Source organism: Pseudomonas shiyinii (genome assembly GCF_056725765.1).
Map to the genome: position 1 here is coordinate 4,950,892 of NZ_CM161522.1, position 25,060 is coordinate 4,975,951.

At 63.6% G+C, this 25,060-nt stretch carries 24 protein-coding genes; 8 read left to right on the plus strand and 16 right to left on the minus strand.

Going from position 1 to position 25,060, the window contains the following annotated elements:
* Nucleotides 1–97: 97 nt before the first annotated feature.
* Entirely contained in the window at nt 98–1,696 is a 1,599-nt protein-coding gene (locus ACXHGZ_RS22455; RefSeq protein ID WP_480461642.1) for an EAL domain-containing protein, read from the plus strand.
* A 31-nt stretch (nt 1,697–1,727) separates the two neighbouring features.
* On the opposite strand, the gene ACXHGZ_RS22460 is transcribed toward ACXHGZ_RS22455, so the two are convergent.
* Complete coding sequence (locus tag ACXHGZ_RS22460) at nt 1,728–3,506, minus strand: KinB sensor domain-containing domain (protein ID WP_480461643.1); 1,779 nt, start codon at nt 3,504–3,506, stop codon at nt 1,728–1,730.
* Nucleotides 3,503–4,849 carry a sigma-54-dependent response regulator transcription factor AlgB gene (algB, locus tag ACXHGZ_RS22465; protein WP_480461644.1) on the minus strand — a complete coding sequence of 449 codons (1,347 nt, stop codon included), beginning with the start codon at nt 4,847–4,849 and terminating at the stop codon, nt 3,503–3,505. Before algB ends, ACXHGZ_RS22460 begins: the two co-directional genes overlap by 4 nt.
* Nucleotides 4,850–5,059: 210 nt before the next feature.
* Between algB and ACXHGZ_RS22470 the strand changes: the two genes are divergently transcribed.
* The 6 genes from ACXHGZ_RS22470 (at nt 5,060) to ACXHGZ_RS22495 (ending at nt 10,535) form a co-directional block, all read left to right on the plus strand.
* The gene (locus ACXHGZ_RS22470) at nt 5,060–5,881 is read left to right on the plus strand and encodes a BON domain-containing protein (protein ID WP_480461646.1); all 822 of its coding nucleotides are present in this window, start codon (nt 5,060–5,062) and stop codon (nt 5,879–5,881) included.
* Nucleotides 5,882–6,055: 174 nt separating this feature from the next.
* Complete coding sequence (locus tag ACXHGZ_RS22475) at nt 6,056–6,340, plus strand: hypothetical protein (RefSeq protein WP_480461647.1); 285 nt, start codon at nt 6,056–6,058, stop codon at nt 6,338–6,340.
* A gap of 34 nt (nt 6,341–6,374) precedes the next feature.
* Complete coding sequence (locus tag ACXHGZ_RS22480; RefSeq protein WP_003252966.1) at nt 6,375–6,536, plus strand: DUF1328 domain-containing protein; 162 nt, start codon at nt 6,375–6,377, stop codon at nt 6,534–6,536.
* A 2-nt stretch (nt 6,537–6,538) separates the two neighbouring features.
* The gene (locus tag ACXHGZ_RS22485; RefSeq protein WP_480461649.1) at nt 6,539–7,009 is read left to right on the plus strand and encodes an inhibitor of vertebrate lysozyme family protein; all 471 of its coding nucleotides are present in this window, start codon (nt 6,539–6,541) and stop codon (nt 7,007–7,009) included.
* Between the two features lie 724 nt (nt 7,010–7,733).
* Nucleotides 7,734–9,083 (plus strand): glutamate/aspartate:proton symporter GltP, encoded by a 1,350-nt coding sequence (gltP, locus tag ACXHGZ_RS22490; RefSeq protein ID WP_480461650.1) that lies wholly within the window; start codon nt 7,734–7,736, stop codon nt 9,081–9,083.
* A 222-nt stretch (nt 9,084–9,305) separates the two neighbouring features.
* Nucleotides 9,306–10,535 carry a nucleoside recognition domain-containing protein gene (locus tag ACXHGZ_RS22495; RefSeq protein ID WP_480461652.1) on the plus strand — a complete coding sequence of 410 codons (1,230 nt, stop codon included), beginning with the start codon at nt 9,306–9,308 and terminating at the stop codon, nt 10,533–10,535.
* Here ACXHGZ_RS22495 and ACXHGZ_RS22500 read toward each other — a convergent pair.
* The 9 genes from ACXHGZ_RS22500 to ACXHGZ_RS22540 form a co-directional block, all read right to left on the minus strand.
* Nucleotides 10,517–11,140: an ABC-type transport auxiliary lipoprotein family protein gene (locus ACXHGZ_RS22500; protein WP_480461654.1), complete on the minus strand. Its 624-nt coding sequence runs from the start codon at nt 11,138–11,140 to the stop codon at nt 10,517–10,519. The genes ACXHGZ_RS22495 and ACXHGZ_RS22500 overlap by 19 nt on opposite strands.
* Nucleotides 11,137–12,075, minus strand: coding sequence for an MlaD family protein (locus tag ACXHGZ_RS22505; protein ID WP_480461656.1), 939 nt, complete (start codon nt 12,073–12,075; stop codon nt 11,137–11,139). The genes ACXHGZ_RS22500 and ACXHGZ_RS22505 overlap by 4 nt, the downstream gene beginning before the upstream one ends.
* Nucleotides 12,076–12,078: 3 nt before the next feature.
* Complete coding sequence (locus tag ACXHGZ_RS22510) at nt 12,079–12,873, minus strand: ABC transporter ATP-binding protein (RefSeq protein WP_416767526.1); 795 nt, start codon at nt 12,871–12,873, stop codon at nt 12,079–12,081.
* Nucleotides 12,870–14,003 carry an ABC transporter permease gene (locus tag ACXHGZ_RS22515; RefSeq protein WP_480461658.1) on the minus strand — a complete coding sequence of 378 codons (1,134 nt, stop codon included), beginning with the start codon at nt 14,001–14,003 and terminating at the stop codon, nt 12,870–12,872. Before ACXHGZ_RS22515 ends, ACXHGZ_RS22510 begins: the two co-directional genes overlap by 4 nt.
* A gap of 109 nt (nt 14,004–14,112) precedes the next feature.
* Nucleotides 14,113–15,135, minus strand: coding sequence for a DUF5924 family protein (locus ACXHGZ_RS22520; RefSeq protein ID WP_480461659.1), 1,023 nt, complete (start codon nt 15,133–15,135; stop codon nt 14,113–14,115).
* 121 nt (nt 15,136–15,256) lie between these two features.
* Entirely contained in the window at nt 15,257–16,663 is a 1,407-nt protein-coding gene (locus tag ACXHGZ_RS22525) for a M16 family metallopeptidase (protein WP_480461660.1), read from the minus strand.
* A 29-nt stretch (nt 16,664–16,692) separates the two neighbouring features.
* The gene (locus ACXHGZ_RS22530) at nt 16,693–18,351 is read right to left on the minus strand and encodes a Na/Pi cotransporter family protein (RefSeq protein WP_480461661.1); all 1,659 of its coding nucleotides are present in this window, start codon (nt 18,349–18,351) and stop codon (nt 16,693–16,695) included.
* A gap of 237 nt (nt 18,352–18,588) precedes the next feature.
* A complete protein-coding gene (locus ACXHGZ_RS22535; protein ID WP_084855158.1) occupies nt 18,589–19,359 on the minus strand; it encodes a TerC family protein in 771 nt (256 codons plus the stop codon).
* 64 nt (nt 19,360–19,423) lie between these two features.
* On the minus strand, nt 19,424–20,731 hold the full coding sequence (locus tag ACXHGZ_RS22540; protein WP_084855157.1) for a CitMHS family transporter: 1,308 nt from the start codon (nt 20,729–20,731) through the stop codon (nt 19,424–19,426).
* A 268-nt stretch (nt 20,732–20,999) separates the two neighbouring features.
* Between ACXHGZ_RS22540 and ACXHGZ_RS22545 the strand changes: the two genes are divergently transcribed.
* The gene (locus ACXHGZ_RS22545; protein WP_324812040.1) at nt 21,000–21,401 is read left to right on the plus strand and encodes a GFA family protein; all 402 of its coding nucleotides are present in this window, start codon (nt 21,000–21,002) and stop codon (nt 21,399–21,401) included.
* 124 nt (nt 21,402–21,525) lie between these two features.
* Here the strand turns inward: ACXHGZ_RS22545 and ACXHGZ_RS22550 are convergent, their stop codons facing one another.
* The 5 genes from ACXHGZ_RS22550 to ACXHGZ_RS22570 form a co-directional block, all read right to left on the minus strand.
* The gene (locus ACXHGZ_RS22550; RefSeq protein WP_480461663.1) at nt 21,526–23,484 is read right to left on the minus strand and encodes a DUF7844 domain-containing protein; all 1,959 of its coding nucleotides are present in this window, start codon (nt 23,482–23,484) and stop codon (nt 21,526–21,528) included.
* Complete coding sequence (locus tag ACXHGZ_RS22555; protein WP_084855155.1) at nt 23,481–23,801, minus strand: DUF2388 domain-containing protein; 321 nt, start codon at nt 23,799–23,801, stop codon at nt 23,481–23,483. Before ACXHGZ_RS22555 ends, ACXHGZ_RS22550 begins: the two co-directional genes overlap by 4 nt.
* Nucleotides 23,802–23,827: 26 nt before the next feature.
* Entirely contained in the window at nt 23,828–24,121 is a 294-nt protein-coding gene (locus ACXHGZ_RS22560; protein ID WP_480461665.1) for a DUF2388 domain-containing protein, read from the minus strand.
* An 88-nt stretch (nt 24,122–24,209) separates the two neighbouring features.
* Entirely contained in the window at nt 24,210–24,527 is a 318-nt protein-coding gene (locus ACXHGZ_RS22565; protein ID WP_224457559.1) for a DUF2388 domain-containing protein, read from the minus strand.
* A 293-nt stretch (nt 24,528–24,820) separates the two neighbouring features.
* Nucleotides 24,821–25,036, minus strand: coding sequence for a DUF1127 domain-containing protein (locus ACXHGZ_RS22570; RefSeq protein ID WP_084855152.1), 216 nt, complete (start codon nt 25,034–25,036; stop codon nt 24,821–24,823).
* Nucleotides 25,037–25,060 lie beyond the last annotated feature (24 nt).

Sequence of the window (25,060 nt, forward strand, 5' to 3'; positions counted from 1 at the left end):
TCGGTTATTGCCCAGAACGGGCCGGGATTGCGCCCAACGGCAACGCTGACCGCGTGCACAGTTGCTATACCTCTTGGTAATCAACTGGATGTCTGCGATGTCAGCGTTCCTTGCGGCACTGCGTCAATTTTTCCACCGTCCCTGGATGCTGGCTGGGCTGGCCGCATTTTCCAGCGCCGTCCTGTTGCTCACGGCAAGCCTCGGCGTGGCCTTCCAGCAGGTGAAGCAGAACGAAAGCGCGCAGATGAATGCCCGGGGCGAGCGTTTCCTGGAGCGGCTGGAACAGATCTTCGGGCAACTGCGCGAAGGGGTCGACCAGCTCCAGGCGCAACCGTTGCGTGGTTGCGATGCCGCGATGATCGCCGCGTTGCAGCAAGTAGGGCTGAGTTCGCGCTTCATCTACGAGGCGGCGTACGTCGATGGTACCGAAGCGTGCTCCAACCGCGGCGGTGAACGAGCCATCGAGCCGTTCCGGGCCCCGGACATCCAAGGGCCGACCTACAGCTATTGGCTCAATACCTCCACCGAGCCCAACGAGAACCTGGCGGCGTTGATGCTTGGCCGGGGCAAGTTCCTGGTCTCCACTTCGCGGGGGCACCTCACCGATGTGGTCGACCTGCCCCTGGGCAGTAGCGTGTTGGTGGTCCTCGACCACGGCAGCCGCGCCATCCCGGTGCTTGGCCCGCCCCAGCGCTGGCCGCCGGCGGCTGATTGGCCGCCGCCGTCGCGCCAGCCCCTGGTGGAACAGGATGACCGGCTGCTCTATTACATGCAGACCAAATCGCCGGACTACCAACTGGTGCTGATCGCGCCGCGAGCAAGCCTGCCTCTGAAAATGAACGGTATGCTTTGGCTGTTGTTCCCTGGCAGCCTGGTGTTGGCGTGCTGCATCGGCTGGCTGGTCCTGCAGCTGATCCTGCAACGGCGATCGATGAGTTCGGAATTGCAGAACGCCCTGCGCCGGGGAGAGTTGCAGGTGCTCTACCAGCCGATCTTCGAATTGAACAGCCGGCGCTGCGTCGGTGCCGAGGCGCTGGTGCGCTGGCTACGGCCCGATGGCACCCTGACCAGCCCGGAGTTGTTCATCCCCTTGGCCGAGAACACCGGGCAGATCCGCCAGATAACCGACTTCGTCCTGCAGCGGGTACTGGAGCAGTTGAGCCAGTTGCTGCGGGCCAACCCTGAACTGTATATCTCGGTGAACCTCGCGGCGTGCGATGTCATGGTCCCCCGTATCGGCCGGGTGGCGGCCCGGCTGCTGGCGCATCACCGGGTGGCTGCCAGCCAGATAGCCTTCGAAGTGACTGAACGTGGCCTGATCGATGTGGTGGTGGCGCGTAACAACCTGCAGGCCCTGAGGGCCGTGGGCCATCAGGTGCTGATCGACGATTTCGGCACCGGCTACTGCAGCCTGGCTTACTTGCAGACCCTGCCGGTGGACTGTCTGAAGATCGACAAGGCCTTCGTCGATGCCTTGGGCCACGATGCGGCGAGCAGTGGCGTAGCGCCGCACATCATCCGCATGGCCCATTCCCTGCACTTGCGGGTGATCGCCGAGGGCATCGAATGCGAAGATCAGGCGGTACTGCTCAACAGCGAAGGGGTCAATTACGGCCAGGGCTGGCTGTTCGCCCATCCACTCACCGCCCGCCAGTTCACCGTGCTGGTCACCCGCGAGCGGCGCAATCGCAGGTAGCCGAGTGTGGTGTTTCACAAATAACACCACACTAGACAGGCAAGGCCATGTAGAACTGGGTGCCCTGCCCAGGCCGGGAGTACACGCCCATGCGGCCACCATGCAGCTGGACGATTTCCTTGCACAAGGCCAGGCCAAGCCCGGCACCGCCCTTCTTGCGACCGACCTGGACGAACGGCTCGAAGATTCGGCCTTGTTGGCCATAGGCGATGCCTTCGCCGTTGTCCTCGACCCCGATGATCACCCGTTCGGCATGCCGCCGCGCGTGCAGGCGGATGCGCCCGCCGCTGGCGGTATGGCGGATGGCGTTGTGCAGCAGGTTGTCCAATACTCGGTCCAGTTGGGCCACATCCGCCTGGATACGTGGCAAAGGCGACTCCAGGTCGATGAACAGCTCGATCTCCTTCTGCGCGGCCAGCTCGGCGAAGCGCGCCTGAGCGTGCTCGAGCAACTGGTCGATGGCGCAAGGGGCCAGCTCCAGCTTCTGCAGGCCACTCTGGTAGCGGGAGAAGTTGAGCAGGTCGTTGATCAGCTGGGTCAGGCGCTGCATTTCCTCGCCAATGGTCTCGAGCAGGTCGTTCTCCCGCGCTTCGGGTGGAAAGCTCACGCGCTCGCGTAGCAGGCCGAAGGCCATGTGCATGCCGGTGACCGGCGTGCGCAATTCGTGGGAGGCCCTTAGGACGAATTCACTGCGAACCCGTTCGAAGGCACGTTGCTCGGTGACGTCATGCAGCACCATCACGGCGCCCAGGATCGGCCCCTGTGGATGGCAGACCGGCGTAAGGCTGTAGGTCAGCAGCCGGGTCTCCTCGTCTATTTCGATGCTCAGGTCATCGGGCGGCCGGTCCAGGCTACCGCCGCGCAGGACCTGGCGAAGTTGCTGCTCCAGTTCGGGGCGTTGCAAGGCCTCGGCCAGGCCGCTGCCAACTCGGCCAGCGTCCCAGCCCAGTTGGCGCTGGGCCACGGGGTTCAGGTGCTCCAGGCAACCCTGGCGGTCGATGATCAGCAGGCCGTCGTCGATGCTGTCGAGCACTGCCTGAAGGCGTTGCTGGCCGGCCAGCAATTCATCGACATTGGTAGCCTGGTGCTTGCGCAAGGCATCGGCCATCAGCCCGAAGCGCCGGGTGAGCTGGTTGAGCTCGCTGGCCTGGGTGATCGGCAAGGTGACATCGAAGTTGCCTTGGCCGACCTGGTCGGCGGCCTTGGCCAACGCCTCGATCGGCTGGCCGAAGCGCTGGGCGATGTTGTGTGCGGTGGCGAACCCCAGTACCAGTACTGCCAGGCCAAGCAGGCTGAGCAAACCACTGACCAGCAAGGCGCGATCGCGGGTATGGGCCTCTGCGCTGGTGATGTGTTCAAGGGCCTGCCTGTGGGAGTCGATGAGATCGTTGCGGACCTGGTGGAAGGCGGCTCCCAGCGGCAGGTCGGGGCTCATGTTTCGCGCGGGTGCCGTACTGTCCCGGTAGGCCTGGAGAAACGCCTGGTAGTTGCTGCTGGTCTTGCTGAAAGCGGTACGTTCTGCGCCTTCGGCCAGGTCCTGGTTGAGCAGGGACTGGAAGTCTTCCTGCAACGCCAGCAGGCTGCGAGAGTCGGTGTTTTCGTCGAGAATCAGGGTCAACTGCTCACCGAGGTTTTGCCGCAGCTTCAGCCCAATCTCCAATGTTCGCGTGGTTTCCTCCACCAGCCGCTGGTGAACGGTGGCCATCTGCACCACGCTCACCAGCCCGAGCAACAGGCCAAGCAAGGCGACGCTGACCAGCGCCGAGATGCTCAGGAAAAGCCGCGTACGCAGCTTCATCGGCCATTTCATAGGTTGTATTGCTTGCGCTTGCGGTACAGGGTCGAGGCATCGATACCCAAGGTTTTGGCCGCCTGGTCCAGGGTATCGCTGGCTGCCAGGACCGCGCCGATGTGCGCGCGCTCAAGCTCGTCCAGGCTCAAGGCGGCGCCGATACGCGGTGCGTTGCTGGTGGGCGCTTCGGCCATGCCCAGGTGGGCGATTTCCACCCGTTCCTGTGGGCAGATGATGCTCGCCCGTTCCACCACGTTGCGCAGTTCCCGGATGTTGCCGGGCCAGCGGTAGTTGAGCAGCGCCGTGCGCGCCTCGTCGCTGAACACCCGGGCCGGGCGTGCGTACTCCTTGACGAAGCGGGCCAGGAAGCGCTCGGCCAGGGTTAGGATGTCTTCGCTGCGCTCACGCAGCGGTGGCAGGTGCAGGGTGATGACGTTCAGGCGATAGAGCAGGTCTTCTCGGAAGCGCCCGTCGCGGACCATTTCCTCGAGGTTGAGGTTGGTCGCGGCAAGGATGCGGACATCGGCGCGGCGGGTGACCGGGTCGCCGACCCGCTCGTATTCCTTGTCCTGGATGAAACGCAGCAGCTTGGGTTGCAAGGTCAGGGGGAAATCGCCGATCTCATCGAGGAACAGGGTGCCGCCGTCGGCCTGGTTGACCCGCCCCAGGGTACTTTCGCTGGCACCGGTAAAGGCCCCGCGGGTATGGCCGAACAGTTCGCTTTCCATCAGTTCGGCATTCAGCGACGGGCAGTTGATGGTCACGCAGGCCTTGCGCGTTCGCTTGCTCCAACCGTGGATGGCACGCGCCAGTTCGCCCTTGCCGGTGCCTGACTCGCCGAGGATGAGAATGTTGGCATCGGTGCTCGCCACCTGCCGGGCGGTTTCCAGTACTGCCATCATCGATGGGCTGTGGGAGTCCAGGCCGTCCTTGGGCTTGCGTACTTCGCCTTCCAGCGCTTCCAGGCGAGCCGACAGCTGGCGGACCTCCAGCTGCTTGGCGGTGGCAAGGCGCAATTGATCCGGGCTGCATGGCTTGACCAGGTAATCGGCGGCGCCGGCCTGGATGGCATCCACCGCGGTGTCCACCGCGGAATGGGCTGTCACGATGACCACGCGCATCCAGGGGGCCTGGATGCGCATCTGGGCGAGTACGTCGAGGCCGTTGTCTTCGCCCAGGCGCAAATCGAGGAAGCACAGGTCGAACACCTGGCGCTGCAGCAAGGCATCGGCCTGGGCAGCGCTGCTGGCCGTGGCCACGCTATAGCCTTCATCTTCGAGGCAGTAACGGAAGGTTCGCAGGATTGCGGATTCATCATCCACCAGCAGAATGCGGCCTTGGTTGTCCTGGGCTGATTCCATTTTCCTACGCTCCTTCGGGATTGATCTCAATTAGTGTCGGAAAAATCGGGCAAGTTGCATGGTCCATTCTGAAGGAATCTGTCGTTTGCATGCTAGCCATTGGCCTGTTCGTTCACCGATGCGAAACAGATCGGGCGTTTTGACAGACCATTCGACTGGCATGGCAGTTGCGACGATTTTCAATTTTTTGCCACGAAAGGAGGTGCTCCCATGCCTGTATTCCCTCGAACCGCCCTGCTGGCAGCCTTGTTGTTGCCCATGCTTACGCCTGCCTTGGCCGATACCGCGCAAAACGCCCACCTCGAAGGTGCGCTGCAAACGGCTCTGTCGCTCAACCGGGTGCTCAACCCGTTCCGTATCGAGGTGGCTGTGGATGGGCCCAAAGCCACGCTGTCCGGCGAGGTGGAGAACGAGGTGGAGCGCCAGCTGGCCGAGCATGTCGCCTTGGCGACCCGTGGTATCGAGCAGGTCGACAACCAGCTGCGGGTCAACTCCCAACTCGTCGAGCGCCCGCTGGAACTGCGCGCCTATGCCCAGCGGTTGGAGGACGCGACGCTGGCTGCGGTCATACGCGCCCGATTGCTTTGGAGCACGGTCACCGAGAAGGCACCGATCGAAGTGGAGAGCCGTGAGGGTGTGGTGACTTTACGCGGCAAGGTCGACAGCGCCGAGGCCAAGGAGCTTGCCGGTGTGCTGGCGCGCACCACCGAAGGGGTGCACCTGGTCAACAACCTGGTCAGCCTGGACAGTGCGGCCATGGCCAAGGCCCGGGAAAAACCCGTGGATGCGCCGACCGGGCCGCAGCCGAGCGATAACTGGATCGTCGACAAGATCCAGGCAAGCTACCGCTTCAGCCGAAACCTCGACGGCCTCAACCTCAAGGTGGCCAGCGAACAAGGCCTGGTGCGCCTTTCAGGCGAGGTGGTCAGCAGTGAGCAGAAAACCATCGCCGTCGAAGTGGCGCGCCAGATCATCGGCGTAAGAGGCGTGGACGCGGACCTGTTGAAAGTGGCCCGTAAAGTCGAAGGCTGATCGTGCAAAACGCACGGCTTGGAAAAGGCCATCGTGCAGGATACGTGCCCACGAAGGATTTTCAATTTGCCTAACTCATTGAAATAAAAGAATTTTAAAAGAAGGCCCGGGCTGGCATGCAGGCTGCAACTTCCCTGTCAGGTTCGAATAAAAAACACAGCAGGAGGAGCCGGCATGAATCGCCAATCCGTCAACCGCTCGCAGACCGCCGAACTGCCCTGGCGCCAGTGCCTGTACCTCGGCCTGGCCCTGCTGCTGACGCTTGCCGCTGGCCAGTTCTACTACAGCTGGCAGACCGCACGGCTCGCCGAGCAGGTCGCGGCGCAGACCGCATTGTTGACGCAGTTGCAGTCGACTCGTGCCAACACCCTGGTGAGAGCGGCAGCGCCGCTGCCAGCGGAAAAAGTTTCATCCGACACCCTGGAGAGCGTCGTCACTCAGGAACGTTGGGTGTTCTGACCGGACAGATTTCGAAAAAGAAAGGAGAACCATCATGCTGAGTTGGGCCATCACTTTCCTGATCATCGCCATTGTCGCCGCCGTGCTGGGCTTCGGTGGTATTGCCGGCGCCGCCACGGGTATCGCGAAGATCCTGTTCATCGTCTTCCTGGTCCTGTTCGTGGCTTCCTTCTTCTTCGGACGCGGTAGAGGTTGAGCATGAGCCGGATGCTATGCAACGCCCTGGCTGCCGCCCTGCTTCTGGGCGGCAGCGCGGCGGCGATGGCGGCCAATGACGGCCAGGTCCGGGTCAGCCAATTGCTGGGTTCGGACCCCGAATATCGAGAAACCTGGCAGGACACCCTAAAAGACGAGGAACGCCTGCCCGATTGGGTGCTCAACCTCAGCGGCAGCTCGCAGGAGCAGATGTCCGCCGTTACCGAGGATGGCGACAAGTACCTGGTCGGGCCCTTGTGCGAATCCGAGAGCAACTGCACCTACAAGCGCCTGATAGTGGCGTTCAGTTGGGACAAGGATGATGCCTACGGGATGCTCGTTGAAGTGCCCGAAGGCCTGCCTTCGGACAAATCGCCTACCCGCCACGCGCAATACCGTTGGCTGGGTGACCCAGACGAGGGCATGAAAGCCATGCTGCGCGAGCAGCTCAAGCGCGACCCGAAGTGGTACTGACCGAAGGTCGTGGTTTGTAACCAGATAGAAGCTGAACCTTTTTATCTTTCAGGCTTCTATGGTGCGCCGCTCCGAGGAGGGGTGGCGCATGACCAGGGGGCCGGGCTGTTCTGATTGCTTCAGGATCGGAGTGGCCTAGGGGTACAGGGAGTACCTCCGTCATGGGCCGGGTCAGGTAAGGCGGCATCGGAAGTCATGGCCGGCGTGTCAGGCGACACAAGTGCCAGGCCGGACTTCCGAGGCGCCTATATAGGAAAGGGCCTATTGTTTGGCTTTTTCATCCCGAGGCACATTTTGCCTCGACCGTACATCGAAATTTTTTTCCTCAAGGTGCATCGCCGCGCAGCCCTATTCGGCGCCATTCGGATTGTCGAACAAAGCGTCGGAACATCCAAATGACCACTGTCAAATCTGCCGAAAAATGGCGCTTTGGTCTTGTTCGGAAATCCGAACGCAGGAAACCCAACCCTCTCAGATGCTCGTTTTTGCCTCCGAGCCTCATGCCGATTCGGCATGGGGTAGTCGTTTCCGGCATTAGACTGCCCCTCTTCCCATCGCAATAGTTGCCGCCTTTTTCGCTGGCCCGAGCGCCCAGACGCTCGCTTGCGGTGACCTTCGATGGCGTCGCCGGACGGAAGCCCAACGTTGCCCAATGTGCTGCCAAAGGCTCTGGGATGCGTTTTTCCGCTTGGCACCCATGACCACTAAAAGAAAGGGTAATGACATGAAGAAGGCAAAACTAAGCCTCGCCTGGCAGATCCTCATCGGACTCGTCCTTGGCGTTGCGATCGGCGCGCTGCTGAACCATTTCAGTGCAGAAAAGGCATGGTGGATCAGTAATGTCCTGCAGCCAGCCGGTGACATCTTCATTCGCCTGATCAAGATGATCGTCGTCCCGATCGTGATCTCGTCGCTGATCGTGGGCATCGCCGGGGTTGGCGACGCGAAGAAACTGGGCAGTATCGGCCTGAAGACCATCGTCTACTTCGAGGTGGTGACCACCATTGCCATCGTCGTCGGCCTGGTGCTGGCCAACCTGTTCCATCCGGGTGCCGGCATCGACATGAGCACCCTGGGCACCGTCGACATCTCCAAGTACCAGGCCACCGCGGCCGAAGTGCAGCATGAGCATGCGTTCATCGAGACCCTGCTGAACCTGATCCCGTCCAACATCTTCGCGGCCGTGGCCCGTGGCGAGATGCTGCCGATCATCTTCTTCTCGGTGATGTTCGGTCTGGGTCTGTCGAGCCTGCCGGGCGATCTGCGCGATCCGCTGGTCCGTACCTTCCAGGGCGTGTCGGAGACTATGTTCAAGGTCACCCACATGATCATGAACTATGCCCCGATCGGTGTGTTCGCCCTGATCGCTGTGACCGTCGCCAACTTTGGCTTCGCCTCGCTGCTGCCATTGGCCAAGCTGGTACTGCTGGTGTACTTCGCCATCGCCTTCTTCGCCTTCATGGTGCTTGGCCTGGTGGCGCGCCTGTTCGGCTTCTCGGTCATCAAGATCATGCGCATCATGAAAGACGAGCTGATCCTGGCCTACTCCACCTCCAGCTCGGAAACCGTGCTGCCGCGGGTGATCGAGAAAATGGAAGCCTACGGCGCGCCGAAGTCGATCTGCAGCTTCGTGGTCCCGACCGGCTACTCGTTCAATCTGGACGGTTCGACCCTGTACCAGAGCATCGCGGCCATCTTCATCGCCCAGCTGTACGGTATCGACCTGTCCTGGAGCCAGCAGCTGCTGCTGGTGTTGACCCTGATGGTCACCTCCAAGGGTATCGCCGGTGTACCGGGTGTTTCCTTCGTGGTACTGCTGGCGACCCTGGGCAGCGTGGGCATCCCGCTGGAAGGCCTGGCCTTCATCGCCGGTGTCGACCGCATCATGGACATGGCCCGCACCGCCCTGAACGTGATCGGCAACGCCCTGGCGGCACTGGTGGTCGCCCGCTGGGAAGGCATGTACGACGCTGCCAAGGGCGAGCGCTACTACAGCTCGCTGATGGCCGGTAACAAGCATGAGGCGGTGGTGGCGGCTGGCAAGCCGGCCCCAGCGGCCCAGCAGAACCCGTAAGGCGTTCAGTGTGCTGTACAAGAAGCCCCGCCTGGTCGGGGCTTTTTGTTGGCTACAGGAAAATCAGTGTTGGCGGTACTGGCCCAATCGCCGGCAAGCCGGCTCCCACCTGTCCAGCGCTGTTTTCAGAGGCTGTGGGAGCCGGCTTGCCGGCGATTGGGCCGGTACAGCCACCCTGCAATTCCGCTATCATTCGGAGCATTTTTCAGGGGGAACACACGGATGCTCAACGGCCTTTGGCTCGGCTTTTTCCTGGTGGCGGCGGTATCCGCCCTGGCTCAATGGCTGTTGGGTGGCAATGCCGGCATCTTCGCCGCGATGGTCGAGAGCATCTTCGCCATGGCCAAGCTCTCGGTGGAAGTCATGGTCTTGCTGTTCGGCACCCTCACCCTCTGGCTGGGCTTTCTGAAAATCGCCGAACAGGCCGGTATCGTCGAATGGCTGGCCAAGGTCCTGGGCCCGCTGTTCGCCCGGCTGATGCCCGAAGTGCCGCCTGGGCACCCTGCCCTGGGCCTGATCACCATGAACTTCGCCGCCAATGGCCTGGGCCTGGACAACGCGGCCACGCCCATCGGCCTGAAAGCCATGCGCGCCCTGCAGGACCTCAACCCCAGCAGCACCACGGCGAGCAACGCACAGATCCTGTTCCTGGTGCTCAACGCCTCGTCGCTGACCCTGTTGCCGGTGACCATCTTCATGTATCGCGCCCAGCAAGGTGCCATGGACCCTACCCTGGTGTTCCTGCCGATCCTGCTGGCCACCAGCGCCTCGACCCTGGTGGGCCTGCTGTCGGTGGCGGTCATGCAGCGCCTGCGCCTTTGGGACCCGGTGGTACTGGCCTACCTGGTGCCTGGCGCCCTTTTGCTCGGGGCCTTCATGGCGTTTCTTGGCACCCTCTCGGCGACGGCGCTGGCCAGCCTGTCGTCGATCCTCGGCAACCTGACGCTGTTCGGCGTGATCGTCGTGTTCCTGGTCGTCGGTGCGTTACGGCGGGTCAAGGTCTATGAAGCGTTCGTGGAAGGCGCCAAGGAAGGTTTCGACGTGGCCAAGGGGCTGCTGCCGTACCTCGTCGCCATGCTTTGCGCGGTTGGCGTGCTGCGTGCCTCCGGCGCCCTGGAATTGGCGTTGGACGGTATTCGCCACACCGTCGAATGGATGGGCCTGGACACCCGCTTCGTCGACGGCCTGCCCACAGCACTGGTCAAGCCGTTCTCCGGCAGCGCAGCGCGCGCCATGCTGATCGAAACCATGCAGACTCACGGTGTCGATAGCTTCCCTGCGCTGGTAGCGGCGACCGTACAAGGCAGTACCGAGACCACCTTCTATGTGCTGGCGGTGTATTTCGGCGCAGTGGGCATCCAGCGCGTACGCCACGCGGTGGGTTGCGCCCTGCTTGCCGAACTTGCCGGGGTGATTGCGGCGATCTGCGTCTGCTACTGGTTCTTCGCCTGAGCCTGGCTGGCCTGGGCTACCGTCCAGTCCACCAATTGCCCTACCAATCGATCGCTCGCTGCGCCGAAACCGCCGACCACCGCCGAGACCTGCTTGTCGCCCAGCGGTTGGCGCACCTCGAAGCGGTGGCTGGCGAGGATGCGCTGGCTGCGCCCTTGCACCAGGCGTGCGTCATAGCGGATCACCACTTCCACGGCACCGTCGGCACGGTACTCGCTCTGGAAGGCCTGCAGCTCGCCGACCAGCTCGTAGTCGGCTTGCAGGTTGCTGTCATCGGCGCTCAGGCGCTGTACCCGACCATCGCGCTGGAACCCATCGAGCAGGCGGTTGCGTACCAGCAGCGGCACCGGGTCGCTCCAGCGCGCGCCCTTGTAGCTGCTGATCACATCACCCTGGGGGATCACCGCGATGCGAGGCCCGGCCAGGGTTTCGCTGGCCAGCGGCTTGTTCAGGCGCAGCGACCAGTCCAGCGGTGGGGCCGTGCGGCCAGCCTGATTCACCGGCAGGCGGTAGATGTCCACCGGCTCGCTCTGCGGCAGGATCGAACAGGCCGTGGCCAGGCTCAGCGTGGCGGCCAGCGCCAGAAGGCGCAGGGGCGAACTCATGGCTGGAACTCCTTGTTGTTGTCACGGCCCAGCAGGTAGCCGCTCGGGTCTGCTTCCAGGCGTCGGGAGATGCCCTTGAGGGCATTCAAGGTTTCGCGCAGCTCGCGGATGGCCGGAGCCAGCTGGTTCAGGCCTTGAGCGCCGTCGTCGAGGGCTTCGCGGTTGTCCTTGAGCAGGCTGTTGATGGTCGCGGTGCTTTCGGCCAGTGACTGCATGGCCTGTTCGGCGCTGTCGAAGGCCTGCCTGCCCTCGCTGCCGAGCAGCCCGTTGGCGTTGTGCATCAGGGCCTGGGTTTCGGCCAGGGTGGCGTTGGCCTGCTTGCCCACTTCGGCCAGTTGCTCGATGGCTTGGCTGATGCCGCCCTTGTTGTCGGCGAAGGCGCTGGTGGTCTGTTCCAGGTTGGCCAGGGTGTTGCTCAGGCGCTCGATGTTGCCTTCGGAGAACATCTGGTTGGCGTTGTGCAGCAGCAGGTTGACGTTGGTCACCAGGTCGCTGCTGTCGCTGAGCAGGCGCGAGATGGGCGATGGCGAGGCCACGATCACCGGCAGCTTGCCGTCTTTGCCTTTGAGCTCCGGGCTCTGCGGTGTGCCGCCGCTGAGCTGGATGAACGCGTTGCCGGTGACCCCGGCGAGGGTCAGTTTGGCCTGGGTGTCTTCCTTGACCGGGGTATCGGCGCTCAAGCGAATGCGCGCCAGTACCCGGCGCGGGTCCTTGGGGTCAAGGCGCAGGGTGCTGACATCGCCGACCTTGATGCCGTTGTATTGCACCGGGCTGCCCCGGGACAGACCTGAAACGGCCTCATTGAACACCACTTCGTAGTCCTTGAAGGTGTCGTCCACGCTGGACTTGGTCAGCCACAGGCCGAACAGCATGGCACCGGCCACCACCAGGACGGTGACCAGGCCGATCAGGACATGATGAGCTCGGGTTTCCATTGTTCAGCGCTCCTGCCCGGCACTGGCGGCGGCATGCTCCGCCGCCCGCCCGCGTGGGCCGTGAAAGTATTCGTGGATCCAGGCATCGTCGGTCTGTTCGACCTGGGCCAGGGGGCCGGCCACCAGGACCTTCTTCTGGGACAGCACCGCTACCCGATCGGTGATGGTGTAGAGGGTGTCCAGGTCGTGGGTGATCAGGAACACCGACAGGCCCAGGGCATCGCGTAGCGTCAGGATCAATTGGTCGAAGGCCGCGGCGCCGATCGGGTCCAGGCCGGCGGTGGGTTCATCGAGGAACAGGATGTCGGGGTCCAGCGCCAGGGCCCGGGCCAGGGCAGCACGCTTGATCATGCCGCCGGACAGCGACGAGGGGTATTTGTCGGCGGCGGAGATCGGCAGCCCGGCCAGCGCCAGCTTGACCCCTGCCAGGTGCTCGGCGTCGGCACGGGACAGCCCGGCGTGCTCGATCAGCGGCAGGGCCACATTCTCGGTCACGGTCAGCGAGGAGAACAATGCGCCCTTCTGGAACAGCACCCCGAAACGCCGTTCCACTTGCGAGCGTTGTTCATTGTTCAACGTGGCCAGGTCTTGGCCGAAGACCTTGACCTGCCCTTCGTTGGGCCGGCGCAGGCCGATGATGCTGCGCAGCAGTACCGACTTACCGCTGCCGGAACCGCCGACCACGGCGAGAATTTCACCACGGTACAGGTCCAGGTCGAGGTTTTCGTGCACGCTCTGGCTGCCGAAGCGGTTGCAGATGCCCCGGGCCTCGATCACGGCTTCACGTACGCCACTCACCAGCCCATCTCCATGAAGAACAGCGCCGCCACGGCATCGAGCACGATCACCACGAAGATCGACTGGACCACGCTGGAGGTCGTGTGAGCGCCCACCGATTCGGCGCTGCCGGTGACCTTGAAGCCTTCGAGGCAACCGATGGCCGCGATCAGGAAGGCGAAGAACGGCGCCTTGACCAGGCCGACGAGGAAATGCTGCACGCCGATATCGCTTTGCAGCAGCGAGAGGAACATGGCCGGTGAGATGCCCAGCGACAGGGCGCAGACCACTGCGCCCCCGACGATGCCGCAGATCATCGCGACGAATGTCAGCAACGGCAGGGAGATCAACAAGGCCAGCACCCGAGGGGCCACCAGCAGCTCGATGGGGTTGAGGCCGAGGGTGCGGATGGCGTCGATTTCTTCGTTGGCCTTCATCGAGCCGATCTGCGCGGTAAAGGCGCTGGCGGTGCGCCCGGCCATGAGGATCGCGGTCAGCAGCACGGCGAATTCACGCAGGAAGGAGAAGGCCACCAGGTCGACCGTGAAGATCGTGGCGCCGAAGTCGGCCAGCACCGTGGCGCCGAGGAAAGCCACCACTGCACCCACCAGGAAGGTGAGCAAGGCGACGATGGGCGCGGCGTCCAGGCCGGTCTGCTCGATGTGCGCGACCACCGGCGTGACGCGCCAACGATGGGGCTGCAGGGCCCGGCGTGCGAGGGTTTCCAGGATCAGGCCAATGAAGCCGAGCAGTTGCCGGGTATCCTGCCAGAGGGTCGCGACCGCGCAGCCGATGCGTTCGAGCAACAGCAGCAGGACGTGGCGCTCGGGCTCCTTGATCGGAATGCAGTAGTCCTGCACCGAGCAGTAGACGTTCTTGAGCAAGGCACGGCTGGCGTCGGGGAGCTCGCCGGTGCAGCGCGAGAGGCGCTCGGAACCGAGCAGCTCGGCCAGCAGCGAGGCGCCGGCGGTGTCCAGGCGGCCCAGTTGGCTCAGGTCGGCGATGGCATCGTCGCCATATTGCGTGCGCAGCTGGTCGCTCTCGCGCTTGAGCTCGGCGTAGTGGGCCAGAGTCCAATCACCGGCAATGCGCAGGCAGGCCGGTTGGCTGCTGGTGTCCAGGGTGGCGCTGGGGGTGGTCATAGGCTCCATGCATCTGACAGGGCGCGAGGCGTCGACTCAGATCATAGCGTAATGGCGCCGTTGGGGATGCGCTGCTGCGCAGAGAACAGGTGGCTAGCGCCCTCCGCTCCCACAGATTTCATTGTGCTGGCGCATCCTCGATGATCTTGAAGCGCAGCACGCCGATCACCTGGCCATCCTCGGTCAGCACCCTCACCTGCCATTTGCCCACGGGGTTGGGCGGGAAGTTCTGCTTGTGGGTCCAGGCCCGGTAGCCCTCCTTGCGCCCACCATGGATATCCAGAGCGATGCGGTCCACCTCTTTGCCGTTCAACTGCCATACGTGGTAGATGCGCTCGTTCAGGCCGCGCGGGGCATTGATCGCGGTGTAGGCGTAGAGGCCGCCGCTGCGTATGCGGCTGGCGGGGACTTCATCGAGCGAGTCCCCAGGCTGACGGTTCTGCACTTCGGTGCTGACTGCCACCTCGGTCATCCACAAGGTGGCCGGCGGTACCCAGGAGCGCATCAGCCAACCGCCACCACCCACCGCCAGGGTCACCAGTACCAGGGCCACCGCACGCCGCCAGTTATTGATCGGGAAGCTGCTGGCAAGGCTTGGGAAGGACAGCACCATGGCGGCGATCAATGCCAGCTTGAAGCTCTGTGCGGTGGTCAGGTGCAGGATGATCGGCAAGGCGGTCAGCAGCGCGGCGAACAGCGTCAGGGTGTGCAGCGCCAGGAACAGCCAGCGGCGGGGCGCCAGCCACTTGTAGTACAGCGGGTCGATGATCGAGATCAGCCCGGCGGCGGCGAGCAGGCCGGTGAATACCACCTGGCTGCTGTTCCAGGTGGTGGTGATGAAGAAGAACGGCAGGACGAAGAACAGGCTCTCCTGGTGGATCATCTGCGTGGCATAGCGCAGCAGCGGTTGCGGGATCTCGCGCTTGAAGACCTTGGTGAACAGGCCTGTAAGGGTGTTCTCCAGCATCAGCCAGATCCAGCTGACCAACATCAGCACGGCGATCCAGCTGGCCAAGCCGGCCTGGCGGTCGACCAGAATGAAGCTGCCGATACCGGACAGGAAACCGGCCAGCGCGATGACGCCGGGGTAGCGCTTGAGCAGCTCGATCACACGGATGACGAAGTGGGGTATTGGGGGCATGGGGGCAACAGAGAGGGCATGAATTTAGGAGGCCATACTGGCCCTGACGCGGGACAAGCCCGTTCCTACAGGGGCGATAGGGCCGCAGCTGGCAATATGATGTTGCAAGGATACTGCCAAATCAGGGCTCGCGTGTAGCGTCGCCAGGCTTTGGCGCCGAATGGCGTCGACGTCGCAGCAGGCCGCCGGCCAGAACCAGGCCCAGCAACAGCGCGACCAGCCCGTAGAGCTCGTCATAGCCTAGCAGCGGTTTCTCGATGCGCAGGTAGCCCTGGGACTTGAGCATTTCACGCAGGGCCGCATCCGCCTGCTCGAGGCTGACCTGGCGCAGCTTGCGCGCTGGGTCCAGGAAGCGCCCATCGTTGTAGTTGTTGAGCGCGCTCCAGTAGTAGTCGGCCAGGGCGCTGTTGCCTTGGGTGTTCCAACTTTCACGGGCAATGGCAGCGTCCTTGATGCGGGCGAAGGTATCCGGGTCCAGACCGTGCTTGTGCAGGTGCTCGAACAACTGCTGCAGCACCTTGACTGCGACGTCCACATCCTGGCGCTCAAGGTCTGCGTTGAGCGCGAGCATGCCGGTATCGCCGAAGCTTTCGCGCCGCACCGATGGCCCGTAGGACAGGCCGTGGCGCAAGCGCAGCTGGTCGTAAAGGGCCCATTCCAGGTAGCGCGAGAGCACGTCCAGGGTGGCCTCGTGGCCCTCTTCGAGTACCGGCTCGATGAACAGCCAGTGCAGCTTGACGTTGTCACCCAGCCAGCCGCGCGTCAGGTCGCGGCGTTGTTCGGCCTGCTGGCTGATGGACTCAAGGTTGCGGCGCTCGCCCGGCTCGCTCGCCGGCAGCTCGCCGTAGGTGCGCTCCAGGTAGGCCGGCAGTAGGCGGTCGAGGCCTCCGACCACGATCAAGGTCATGTTGTTGGCAGCGTACCAATGCTCGCGCAGGGCCTTGACCTGCTCCAGGGTCATGGCATCGACGTTGGAGCGCTCCGGGCACTTGAGGCCAAGCTCCACGGCCAGCTGGTCGCTGCCGGGGTGGCCGATGTCCTGGCGGTCGAGCCAGCGTTGCAGGTGGCCGTAGTGGCCGCCATCCTCGCGTTCGATGATCTTCTTGGCCGTGGCCAGGGCCTTGGCGTCGATGGGCGTATCGCGGATCACCGACAGCAGCAAGTCGAGCACCTTGCGCTGGTTACGCGCCGGGGCTTCGATCACGAAGGTGGTGTCGGCGCTGCTGGTGTAGGCGTTCCACTCCCCGCCCAGGGCTTGGATGCGCTCTTCCAGGCCGCCTTCACCGGTGTCGTCGATGCCATTGAACAGCAAGTGTTCGAGCAGGTGCGGCAGCTCTTTCTGGTCGCAGTCGAAATCGTCCAGGCCGACGCCCACCACCAGGCGTATCGCCACGTGGTCGCGCTCGTAGCCGGATTTGAGGATCACCTGCAAACCGTTGGGCAACAGGTAGCCCTCTACCCGTGAGCGATCGAGGGCAAGCGAAGGGAGGCTGCAGATCAGCAGGCAAACGAACATCAGGCAACGCATTGGCGAGCGAGGGTCTCCGGTGTGCAAGTTCAGGACAGGCGGGCTTCGTCCGGCACGCTGTCGAGCAGAAGCCCGCCCGTATCCCCGCCGCCCAGTACCACATAGGCACTGCTGCAGAACAAAGAGTTCAATCGCTTCATGTCGGCGATAAGCTCCAAGTGTAGCGAACTGGTCTCGATACTTTGCACCACTTTACGTTGCAGGCGGCTGACATGGGCATGGGCAAGGCGCCGTTCCTGGGCGCGAAAACGACGTTTCTCGCGCAGCAGCAGGCGTGCGCTTTCCGGATCGGCGCTGAGGAACACCGACAACCCCAGACGCAGGTTGGCCAACAGTTGCTCCTGAAGGCCGGTCAGCTCTTCCAGGCCGACCTGGGAGAACTCCCTGCGCTGGGACGTCTTCTGCTGCTGGACCTTGCGCAACATGCGCTCGATCAGGTCGCTGGCAAGCTTGAGGTTGATCGCCAGCTCGATGATCTCGGCCCAGCGCCGGTTATCCTGCTCGCTGAGGTCTTCCCGGCTCATCTGCGCCAGGTACAGTTTGATAGCACTGTACAGCGCCTCGGCATCCTCGCCGAGGGCGCGTACCTGCTGTGGCAAGGCGGTCTGGGTGCCGCGCAGGGCGCCGAGCATCGCCTCGAGCAGGCTGTCGACGATATCACCCAGGCGCAATGTCTCGCGGGCGGCGTTGGCCAGGGCCAGGCTAGGCGTGCCCAAGGCGGTAGCATCCAGATGGCGGGGCCGGATCTGCCCGTTGCCGTTGTCCCGATCGGGCAGCAGCCAGTTGCACAGGCGGCCCATGGGTTTGACCGTGGGCAGCATGATCAGGCAACGCAGGGTGTTGTAGAGCAGGTGGAAGCCGATCACCAGCTCTTGCGGGCTGAGGCTCAACGAGTCCATCCAGTCCACCAGCGGGTGCAGCACCGGGATCACCAGCACCAGGCCGATCAGCTTGTACAGCAGGCTGCCCAGGGCCACCCGGCGCCCGGCGGCGTTCTGCATGCTGGTGGTGAGGAACGCCAGCAGGCCACTGCCGATGTTGGCACCGACCACCAGGCCGATGGCCACCGGCAGGCTGATCACTTCCGCCCCGGCCAGGGTGGCGGTGAGCAGCACGGCAGCCAGGCTGGAATAGGACACCAGGGCGAACAGGGCGCCGATCAGCGCATCGAGCAGGATGTCGCCGGTCAGGGAGGCGAACAGCACGCGTACGCCTTGGGCGTGGGTGATTGGTGCGGCGGCCTGGACGATCAGTTGCAGTGCCAGGATGATCAGGCCCAGGCCAATGCCCACGCGGCCCAGCTGGCCAGCGCGGGTCTGCTTGCGCGACAGGAAGAAGATCACGCCGAGGAAGATCAGCAGCGGTGACAGCCACGAGAGGTCGAACGTCAGCACCCGCGCCATCAGGGCCGTCCCGACGTCGGCACCGAGCATGATCGCCAGGGCTGGGGTCATGGCCATCAGGCCCTGGCCGACGAACGAGGTCACCAGCATCGCCGTGGCGTTGCTGCTTTGCACCAGGGCCGTGACCAGGATGCCGGCGATGAAGGCCAGCGGACGCTTGCTCATGTTCTGGCTGAGCACGCGGCGCAGGTTGGAGCCATATACCCGCAGGATGCCGGTACGCACGATGTGCGTGCCCCACACCAGCAGGGCCACGGCGGACAGCAGGTTGAGCAGGGTCAGCATGTTCCAGGCCCCCCTTGTTGCCGATGCCCCAGGCCGGGGCCAATGGTGAAGCCGTGAGCTTGTACCCGGGGGTGGGCGTTTTTATCCAAGGCTCACTCAAGCTTTAGTTGTTTTGCGGACCTACCGCCAGCTTCGCATGCTCGGCAAGCATTTGAAACATATCTGTCATGAAAGCGTTGTCATGACCCGGAAACGACAAAGGGCCCCGGAGGGCCCTCTGTTTTGCGCTTCCTGATCTTATTGACCCGGAATGTCCTTGCGCAGTTTCACTGGCTCGTGCTCTTTGCCTTCCTTGCGTGCCAAGGCGGTGCGCATACGGATGTTGATCGCCTCCACCGCCAGGGAGAACGCCATGGCGAAGTAGACGTAGCCTTTCGGCACGTGCACGTCGAAGGATTCGGCGATCAGCACGGTACCGACCACGATCAGGAACGACAGCGCGAGCATCTTCAGCGACGGGTGCTTGTCGATGAAATCGCTGATGGTGCCGGCGCACAGCATCATCACCAGAACCGCGACGATGATCGCAGCGATCATCACCGGTACATGGGAGACCATGCCGACCGCGGTGATCACCGAGTCCAGGGAGAACACGATGTCGATGATGGCGATCTGGATGATGGTGTAGAAGAACTTGCCGCCCGCGCCCTTGGGCTCATCCTGGCTTTCGTCTTCGCCTTCCAGGCCGTGGTAGATCTCCTGGGAGCTTTTCCACAGCAGGAACAGGCCGCCGAAGAACAGGATCAGGTCGCGTCCCGAGATGCCTTGGCCGAAGACCTCGAACAGGTCGTCGGTCAGGCGCATCACCCAGGTGATCGACAGCAACAGCATGATGCGGGTGATCATGGCCAGGGCCAGGCCGAAGATCCGGGTGCGCGGCTGCATGTGCTTGGGCATGCGGCTGACCAGAATCGAGATCATGATGATGTTGTCGATACCGAGAACGATCTCAAGCGCGGTAAGGGTAAAAAAGGCAACCCAGATTTCCGGGCTGGTCAGCCATTCCATGTGTAATCCTTCGAGTGGTAGAGGCGATACGCCCGGCTGGGCGCATCGCGATGTGGGGTTCGCCTTACAGGCTGCTGAACAACGGGAAGATGCCCATCAGCAACGCGGCGAGCATTATGCACATGCACACGAGCACTGCCCACTTCAGTGTGAAGCGCTGGTGATCGCCGAATTCGATACCCGCCAGGGCCACCAGCAGGTACGTAGAAGGTACCAGCGGGCTCAGCAGATGTACCGGCTGCCCGACGATCGACGCACGGGCCATTTCCACCGGGCTGATGCCATAGTGGCTGGCAGCTTCCGACAGTACGGGCAGTACGCCGTAGTAGAACGCGTCGTTGGACATGAAGAAGGTGAACGGCATGCTGACGATGGCCGTGATCACCGCCAGGTACGGTCCCAGAGCGTCTGGAATCACGGCCAGCAGGCTTTTGGACATGGCTTCGACCATGCCGGTACCCGACAGGATGCCGGTGAAAATGCCCGCTGCGAAGATCAGGCCGGTCACCGCCAGCACGCTGCCGGCATGGGCGGCGATGCGGTCTTTTTGCTGCTGCAGGCACGGGTAGTTGACGATCATGGCGATGCTGAAGGCGATCATGAACAGCACCGGCAACGGCAGTGCACCGGCGATCAGGGCCACCATCAGGGCTGCGGTCAGGGCGCCATTGAACCAGATCAGCTTCGGCCGGCGTGCTTCAGGGAACTGCGAGACGCTGATTTCGCTGTGATCGATGTCGTCGGTAGGCAAATGGAGTTCGCCCAAACGGGCCCGTTCGCGCTTGCCGTACATGTAGGCAATGGCCAGGATCGCCAGCACACCGAAGACCATGGCCGGGATCATCGGCACGAAGATGTCCGAAGGGTCGACGTGCAGGGCGCTGGCGGCGCGGGCGGTGGGGCCACCCCAAGGGGTCATGTTCATCACGCCGCCGGCCAGGATGATCAGGCCGGCCATGATTCGCGGGCTCATGCCCAGGCGGCTGTACAGCGGCAGCATGGCGGCGCAGCAGATCATGTAGGTGGTGGCGCCGTCACCGTCGAGGGAAACCACCAGGGCCAGCACCGCCGTGCCGACCGAGACTTTCAGCGGGTCGCCCTTGACCAGTTTGAGAATCTTGCGCACGGCCGGGTCGAACAGGCCGGAGTCGATCATCAGGGCGAAATAGAGAATGGCGAACATCAGCATCACGCCGGTGGGCGCAAGCTTGCTGATGCCTTCGAGCATCATCGGGCCGATATGGCTGTAGAAGCCCCCGAACAGGGCGAACAGGATCGGTACCAGGATCAGGGCGATCAAGGCCGACAGGCGCTTGGTCATGATCAGGTACATGAACGAAATGACCATGGCAAAGCCGAGGAAGGTCAGCATGGCGGTACTCCAGGCGTGGCGCGGCGAAAGGAAAGACGATTCGGGCGGATCAGCGCGTCAGGCGCTGCGCGGGGAGCAACCGGGGGGGAACAGCGAAAAGGCGGGCACAGGAAAACATCGGTATCACCATTGTTGTTGTTGATTGGGCCGGGCGCGGAATATTCCGGGTGCCCTGGCTGACCGGTCTGCTGCCGGTAGTGGGGCTATCCTATGGGCGCAACCTTTCAGCCAGCTTTCGCCTGGGACAAGGCGACCGGAGGTCATGCCGATGCCGAACGTACTGGAGGGGGGCTGCCATTGCGGCGCCCTGCGCTATCGTCTGGAGGGCGAGTTGAGGGATATCGCCCATTGCCACTGCTCGATCTGCCGGCGGGTCAGCGGCGGGCTGGTGGTGACCTGGCTCACCTTGCCCCGCGAAGGTTTTCGGTGGTTGGCGGGTACACCCGACCGTTATGTCGCCCCCGCCAGTTGCAGCCGCTATTTCTGCGGCAACTGTGGGGCGCATGTGGCACTGGTGACCACACGCAGTCCGCAGAGCATCGATGTGACGGTGGGCACCCTGGACCACCCAGAGCGGGTGCAGGCCAGGCGACATATCTGGACCAGCAGCCGTTTGCCGTGGCTGCACCTGGATGAGGATCTGCCGGGGGAGGCGCAGGAGCGCCTTTAGCGATGGGTTGGCTGGGCGGGGACCCATCGCCGGCAAGCCGGCTCCCACAGGTATGGCGGTGTCCTTGAAAATAGCGCAGAACAGGTGGGAGCCGGCTTGCCGGCGATAGGGCCGGTACAGGCGGTTACGGTAGTTGCAGGCCGCCTGCGGCCTTGTGCAGCGCTCGCAGGTGCTCGCCAATCTGTTTCACGTTGGCTTCGACCGCTGCGATTTCCCTGGCCCGCGAAGGCTCCAACAGCGCGCGCACTTCCTTGTCCAGGTCGGTGCTCAGGCGCAGCAGCTGGGCCTGCCGTTCGCGGCTGACCTTTTCCAGGTGCTCACGCTCCTGCGGCTGCGGCAGGCCATAGCCCTTGGCCTCCAGCAGCTCCGCCGGGCGGCTGAGGAAGCCGCTGTTGGCAAGCATCTGCTGCAAGGTCGCGTTGGCCTTGGCGATGCTGCCATCCTTGAGTGCCGCGGCGTTGAGGTAGCGCTGTTTGACCTCGTCCTGGGCCAGCAGTAGCTGGCGACGCAGGCTGGCCTGCTCGAGCAGGAGCAAGGCCGCGCTGGTGCGCAGGTCGGCCTGTGGGAACCAGGCACGGCGCTGCTCGGCATCTAGGGCCAGCCAGTCCTCGACCTTGTCTTGCTTGATCGGCAACTGCTTTTTCAAGACGTCGAACATGGCCTGGTAGCGCTCGCGGTAGGAGTCGAAGCGATAGCCCAGGCGCAGGGCTTCGCGTGGGTCATCGAGCACGCTGGTATCGGCCAGCCCGCGCCCCTTGAGCACCTCGAGCAAGCCGTTGGGCATGATGCTGTCCAGGTCGTTGAAGCGTGGGTTGCCGGTACCGCTGCGCAGTAATTTCAACGACTCCACCGCGCAGTTGTTGGACAGGAAGAAGTAGCTGCCGTCATAGCTCCAGTGCATTTCAGCCGCCTGGCGCACCACGCTTTCCACTTCCTGGCGGGTCAGCTTGAGTGGGATCGAGGCCAGGCTGCGTAGCTCGGTCTTGGTGTATTCGTCGATCACCTGGCTCAACGGCAGCACGAACAGCCGCGAGGGGTAGGCGCCGGTCAGGCCGTCCCAGCTGGACAGCTGCAAGTCATTGACGAATGCCCGGTAGGACAGCACCAGGTGCTGGTCCAGGTCCAGCCGGCAATCCGGGCCGCGTGGTCGGCCGGGGGCGCAGATGACCAGGCGCAGCATACTGTGGCCCCAGCGGCTGACCCAGTTCTGGTTGGCCTCGGCCAACAGGTAGTCGACTTCGTAGACCCGTTCGGGATCGATCTCGCCCAAGGGCTGGCGGGCGAAGTCGCTGCCCGCATTGAGGAACGGCAGGCCGTTGGCGCATGGGGTGTGCTGCGGTGCCCAGCCGAAGTGCTCGCTCAGGTATTGGTTCAGGGCCGGCCGGCGACAGGCGTAGCTCGGGTCGAGGAGGAAATACTCCATGTTGACCGCGATGTATTCCTTGGGGCTGCTCAGCTCGTAGCTGTCGGGGCTGCGCACGAACTGGCCGTTGTGCTGTTCGCGCTCACCCCGGCGGCCGACGTACTGTGGCCAGCCGGCCAAGTCGAGCAAACGTGGGTCGTCGCTCAAGGTAAAGCGCCGTTCTGCCTGGCCACGGCATTGTTGCGGCAGGCCAATCTTGCCCAGGCTGCCCTGCTGGCGCTTGCAACGGGTGATCAGTTGACGCTCGGCGGCAGGCCACAGGCGCGCGCGGTCGTAGATGTGGGTCAGCTCGTGGAGCACCGTGGCCAGCAGTTCCTGGCGCACCGTGCCGTGGGGGCGGCCGGTCTGCTCGCGCGCGGCGCTGCCATCGACCAGGCCGGGCAACAGGCGGCGGTTGAGGTCGAGCGTCGAGACCAAGGAGGCCTGGCCGTAGGCATCGGCAGGCATATGCGTGCTCCAGCTGACCTGGATGCGTCGGTCCAGTTGCTGTTTGAAGCGTGGCGGTAGTTTCGCCATGGCCTCGTCGAGCAGGGCCTGGGTGGCCTGCTGCTGCTGCGGGTCGAGGCCGGTTGTCTGCAGCTTGAGCTGCAGGTCTGCCAGGGCGGGCGTGCCGAGCAGCGTCAGGGCGCAGCCCAGCAGCCAGGCACGCACGCGTTTCACAGGGCGAGAATGGCTTCGGCCAGTACCTGGTCGCTGGCGTCGCGCGCTTCGGGGACGCGCTGGCGAATGGTGTTGAAGGCGGCTTCGAGCTGGGCGCCCCGGATCTCGCCGCGGCTGGCGACGAAGCTGGCCGCGTCGTCGTGGGCTTGCTGCACGACCTTCGAGTCGCGGATGGAGGTGGTGGTATCAGAGGTGAAATCGATCGAACGGCCAAAGGCACGGACGATGATATTGCTGGTGGCCACCAGGGTTTGTGCCTGGGCCAGGTCTGCCAGCAGCAGCATGCCGAGGGCGGCGGCGATCAGCGGTTTACGCATGGAGCATCTCCGGAGGATACGGGTATTCATTGGACGAGAATCGCTTCGGCCAGTTCAAGGTCGCCGACAGAATGATGCGGATGGGCATGCCGTAGCGAGCTGAGGGCCGCCTGCAGGCGTGCGCCACGGATCAGGCCGTCTGTGGCGACGAAGGCCGCGGCATCGTCACGGGCTTGGATGACCAGTTTGCGATCGAACGGCGCGGTGGTCACCTGGCTGGTGACATAACCGCTGGCGACCAGGCTCTGGGTGGTGACATCCATGGCATGGGCGCTTCCCATGCCGACGAAGGCGAACAGCAATGACAACAGATAACGCATGACTTTCGAGTGACGTTGTACGTGGACGGCGAAGGCTACCCCGGAAGCGCCGGCCAAGGCCAGCGTATCCGGGTTGGCGCGTCGTGGATCAGAGCGCCAGGATGGCCTGGGCCAGTTGCGCGTCGCTGGCTTGCAGGCTTGGCTGCTGCTCGCGGATATGAATGAAAGCGCTTTCCAGCTTGGCGCCGCGGATGGCGCCTTCGCTGCCGACGAAGGTCGCGGCATCGTCACGAGCGGCCTGGACGATCTTGTCGTCTTTCAAGGACGAGGAGAGATCGGAAGTCGCGTCGGTGGACGCGGCAACACCGCGCACGACCGCGTCAGTCGTGACGACGAAGCTGGAGGCGTTGGCAGTGCCGGCCAGGGCCAGCAGCAGGGCGGCGCCGATGAAATGGTTACGGGACATGGTCGTGGACTCCTGCGTAAGGGTCTTGGGGTGGTTCTGGTTATCGGGCGTCGCTCGGCTCGTCACGGTATTTGCCAAGCGGCTGAAGCGAAGCGTATCACGCGCCAGTGCAATACAGCTCATCGCCGACAGTTTTTGCGTAACTGTTGCGGTTCTAATTAGCTATTCGGAAACTGTATTGGTATTGGCTGTAAGCCCCATGCCAGACGCTTGGAAAACAAAAAGCCCGTCGCGGTCTCCCGCGACGGGCTTCAGGAATTCTGGGGTGCTGGCCGAGGCCGGCGAGCCCGGGCTTAGCGCCAGAACGGCTTGCTCAGCTCTTCGTAACGCTGCGACTCGCTGATACCGGCGTCGGCCAGCAGGCGGGCGTCCAGGCGAGCCAGCTGACGGCGGCTGGAGACACGGCGCTGCCACAGCAGCAGGGTCGACAGGGCGCGCAGAGGCAGCGAAGCGTGGGAGGCTTGAGCGTTGTTTTCAAAAACCAGGTCGGAACTGAGGGTGCGTTCCATGATGTGTCATCCTTCCGCTTGTGG